Annotated in this window: 2 pseudogenes; one reads left to right on the top strand and one right to left on the bottom strand. The window is 44.8% G+C overall.

Annotation, left to right across the window (positions count from 1 at the left end):
• Positions 1-242: pseudogene (locus tag FD20_RS13200) on the bottom strand (IS6 family transposase); the annotation flags it as partial.
• 73 nt (positions 243-315) lie between these two features.
• Here FD20_RS13200 and FD20_RS13195 point away from each other — a divergent pair.
• Positions 316-429: pseudogene (locus FD20_RS13195) on the top strand (acetyl-CoA carboxylase); the annotation flags it as partial.

Here is a 429-nt window from a genome sequence, read left to right as displayed (position 1 = left end):
TTAATGTAAGTCTCGTCTATCCTCCAACTTTTGGTATGGGAGGTTTGATGTTGGCGCCATAAAGCCTTAAAGATGGGACCATAATGATGAACCCAACGCATGACCGTGGTGTGATGCACACTAACCCCGCGATCACGTAGCAATTCAACGATATCACGGTGGCTGAGACTGAACCTAAAATAGTAGCCAACGGCTACTATAATGATATCCTGTTGAAAGTGGCGTCCTTTAAAGTAATTCATGCGCACAATCCCTCGTTTCTTGTCACTCAGTATACTAGAATGAAGTTGCCAGGCAAACTTTGCACCAGAGCCGTTAAAAGCATTACGACAAGATATAAAGCTAACGATCGAATTTGTCGGCTTTACAGGAGAACGGTGGCCGGCAAGTCAAAAGCTGATTCAACGAAAGCGGGTGCCCCTTGAATAA

The sequence above is a fragment of the Liquorilactobacillus uvarum DSM 19971 genome, from assembly GCF_001434935.1.
GTDB lineage: Bacteria > Bacillota > Bacilli > Lactobacillales > Lactobacillaceae > Liquorilactobacillus > Liquorilactobacillus uvarum.
Note: the sequence above shows the minus strand (reverse complement) of the source record. Positions and strands in the feature narration are given on the sequence as shown.